Genomic DNA, 2,801 nt, shown 5'->3' with positions numbered 1-2,801 from the left:
CCCGCATCCCTTCGCAAGAAAGAGGAGGGAGCCTCGGCGATGTCGTGGAAAGTGGAGGGATTCTGTTGGCAGGCTCCCTCCGGGCCCCGCCTAAGGATCTGAACCCCTAGGACTTAAGAGGCGAGAACACTAGCACCGCATTACGCGGCGATAGCGAACTCTTCAGCGAAGTTATCGTTCGCAGTTAGTTTAGCGGCCCGATACGGTGAGCCACGCCGAGAGAAAGCATAACACCTTTACACGTCTGTCGATGCTGATCGGCCCCATGCATTCCCGCGATAACTCGGGAGGTCTTGGTGGAGCCGCCGGGAATCGCACCCGGGTCCAGTCCGCTTATTACGTGCGCGTTTATCCCCATAGTCCGGGCGAACCCGGACAGACTCAATATAGGGGCTGGGGCTCGCGGATGGAAGGCTGTCGTTGTCCGTGGCGAACGCGACGCTGGGCGCGGGGCGGCGGAGTCAGGCTCAGGCGGCCCTCGGTGAGCCGACCGGTCAGCTGTCCGCCGCCGTCCTCGAACAGGCGGACGTCGTCGCCCGTAAGCTCGTAGTGACCGGCGAACACCAGCTCGCCGTCGTGATGTTCCTCGAACCGGCCGTCGAGGCGCAGCTCCAGGCTCACCGCCCCGTTGGCGCTGGCCCAGACCCCGGACGTGCGGCGGCCGATCAAGTCACGGCTCCCCAATGGACGTCCGTCAGGGCGGAGGCGGCGGTGATCAGGGCGGTGGCGGTCAGCCAGGCGGCGACGAACCACCGAGGCGCGGCCTTGGGCCGGCGGGGCGTATAGCGGGTCATGATATCCTCGGGGGCGGACGGCCGCTGCGTCGCTCGGTCCAAAGCCGGCAAGGCTAGGGAAGGGGCGGCGACGGCGGCGTTGGCGGGACGTCCCCAACATGACTCATGGAGCGCCGTTCGCGATAGACCGATGCTGCCCCTTGATTGCACGATCCTGCACATCACCTCTGGCAGGCGTGACGGACCGGTCCGGCGGGCGTAGGACAAGCTCCATCAACAAAAGGAAATGTCGATGGTCGAGCAAGGCGAACTCGCCGCGCTGATTGAACGATACGCGCCTGAAGACGGAACTTATGACATCTGCGGCGACAAGGCTTCGGTGGTCCGGGTCAGCCAGCCCAGCGAACCGACCCATGGCGTGTTCGGCGCCGCGGTCTGCGTTGTGGCCCAAGGCCGCAAGCAGGTGCTCGCCGGTGGTTCGGTGCTGGCCTACGACGCCATGAACTACCTGGTGGCCTCGGTCGACCTGCCGGTGATCGGCCAGGTCGTCGACGCCTCGCCCGAGCAGCCCTATCTCTGTTTCAAGATGCACCTGGATCCGGCGGTCATCGGCGACCTGCTGCTGCAGCTCGGCGGCGAGGCCGCCCTGGCCCAGGACGCCGGGCCGCTGATCGGAGCCATGGCGGTCAGCCAGGTCAATCCGCCCCTGTTGGACGCGGTGATGCGGATGGTCAGCCTGATCGACACGCCGCGCGACGCCGCCGTCCTGGCCCCGCTGATCGAGCGCGAGATCCTCTACCGCATGCTGCTGGGCGACCAGGGCCCGCGCCTGGCCCAGATCGCCCGGGCCGACGGCCGCATGCGCCAGGTCAAGCGGGCCATCGGCTGGATCACCCAGCACTTCAACCAGCCGTTCAGCATCGAGGAACTGGCCGCCGAGGCGCGGATGAGCCCCTCGGCCCTGCATCGCCACTTCAAGGCGGTGACCGCGCTCAGCCCCTTGCAGTACCAGAAGCAGATCCGCCTGCAGGAGGCGCGCAAGCTGATCCTGGCCCAGCGGCTGGACGCCGGCTCGGCCGGCCACGCGGTGGGCTATGACAGCCCCTCGCAGTTCAGCCGCGAATACGCCCGCCTGTTCGGCGCGCCGCCCCTGCGCGACGCGGCTCGCTTGCGAGCCCGGCCGGACATGCTGCTCGAGACCTAGGGCGCGCCTTCGCGCCGCCAAAAGGGTTTTCCCCCATTCCTGGCTCCGCCAAAGCGGTACAAGCTCGCCCCGCTGGCCTCCGAGGCCAACGGGAGTGGGAGGCGGTCAATGTCTAAACTCGTCGCCGAGTTCATCGGCACGTTCGCCCTGGTGCTGTTCGGTTGCGGCGCGGCCGTTCTCGGTGGCGACCACGTGGGACAACTGGGCATCGCCCTGGCGTTCGGCTTCGCGATCGTGGCCATGGCCTATGGCATCGGTCCGGTGTCGGGCTGCCACGTCAATCCGGCCGTCAGTCTGGCGGCCTTCGTGGCCGGGCGGATGAGCGTCAGGGAGATGGTGCTGTACTGGGCGGCCCAGTTCGCCGGCGCGATAGCCGGCGCCGCGGTGCTGCTGTTCATCGCCGGAAGCACGACGCACGGCCTGGGCCAGAACGGCTGGGGCCCCGGCTATGGCGGCGGTTTCGGCGTCGAGGCGGCCTTCGTCTTCGAGGTGGTGATGACCGCTCTGTTCGTGATCGTCATCCTGGGCTCGACAGGCACCGACGCCGCCCCGGGCTTCGCGGGGCTGGGCATCGGCATCTCCCTGGCGGTGATCCACATCGTGGGCATCCAGGTGACCGGCGTCTCGGTCAATCCGGCCCGCAGCCTGGGCCCGGCCATCTTCGTCGGCGGCCAGGCCTTGGCGCAGCTCTGGCTTTTCTTCGTCGCCCCGGCCATCGGCGCGGTGCTGGGCGCGCTGCTCTACCGCTTCAACCTGCTGAAGGTCGGCTGAGACGCGCCCGAGCGGTCCGACCTAGTGCGGCAGGTCGGACCAGTTGATCACGACGGAATTCTTGGACTGGCCGACCAGGGTCAGCTTCTGAC

4 protein-coding genes and 1 other RNA gene are annotated in these 2,801 nt (G+C 67.8%); 2 read left to right on the top strand and 3 right to left on the bottom strand.

Translation table 11 applies throughout. The features are described from left to right. Window positions 1-50: 50 nt before the first annotated feature. The 3 genes from ssrA to AC1DZ6_RS22915 all read right to left on the bottom strand — a co-directional run bounded on the left by ssrA (window position 51) and on the right by AC1DZ6_RS22915 (window position 794). Window positions 51-416: a transfer-messenger RNA gene (ssrA, locus tag AC1DZ6_RS22925) on the bottom strand. Beyond that, on the bottom strand, window positions 382-669 hold the full coding sequence (locus tag AC1DZ6_RS22920; protein ID WP_477099418.1) for an Atu4866 domain-containing protein: 288 nt from the start codon (window positions 667-669) through the stop codon (window positions 382-384). The genes ssrA and AC1DZ6_RS22920 overlap by 35 nt, the downstream gene beginning before the upstream one ends. Then, window positions 666-794 (bottom strand): hypothetical protein, encoded by a 129-nt coding sequence (locus AC1DZ6_RS22915; protein ID WP_477099417.1) that lies wholly within the window; start codon window positions 792-794, stop codon window positions 666-668. Before AC1DZ6_RS22915 ends, AC1DZ6_RS22920 begins: the two co-directional genes overlap by 4 nt. A gap of 232 nt (window positions 795-1,026) precedes the next feature. Between AC1DZ6_RS22915 and AC1DZ6_RS22910 the strand changes: the two genes are divergently transcribed. Together AC1DZ6_RS22910 and AC1DZ6_RS22905 are read left to right on the top strand one after the other, a co-directional pair. Beyond that, window positions 1,027-1,938: an AraC family transcriptional regulator gene (locus AC1DZ6_RS22910; protein WP_477099416.1), complete on the top strand. Its 912-nt coding sequence runs from the start codon at window positions 1,027-1,029 to the stop codon at window positions 1,936-1,938. 108 nt (window positions 1,939-2,046) lie between these two features. After that, window positions 2,047-2,709: an aquaporin gene (locus AC1DZ6_RS22905; protein ID WP_477099415.1), complete on the top strand. Its 663-nt coding sequence runs from the start codon at window positions 2,047-2,049 to the stop codon at window positions 2,707-2,709. Window positions 2,710-2,801 lie beyond the last annotated feature (92 nt).

This window comes from Caulobacter sp. P1_B12_2 (assembly GCF_056406675.1).
Note: the sequence above shows the minus strand (reverse complement) of the source record. Positions and strands in the feature narration are given on the sequence as shown.

Excerpts from the sequence above, each read along its gene's own strand:
- AC1DZ6_RS22910 (WP_477099416.1), top strand. The coding sequence starts at position 1,027 with ATGGTCGAGCAAGGCGAACTCGCCGCGCTGATTGAACGATACGCGCCT.
- AC1DZ6_RS22915 (WP_477099417.1), bottom strand. The coding sequence starts at position 794 with ATGACCCGCTATACGCCCCGCCGGCCCAAGGCCGCGCCTCGGTGGTTC.
- AC1DZ6_RS22905 (WP_477099415.1), top strand. The coding sequence starts at position 2,047 with ATGTCTAAACTCGTCGCCGAGTTCATCGGCACGTTCGCCCTGGTGCTG.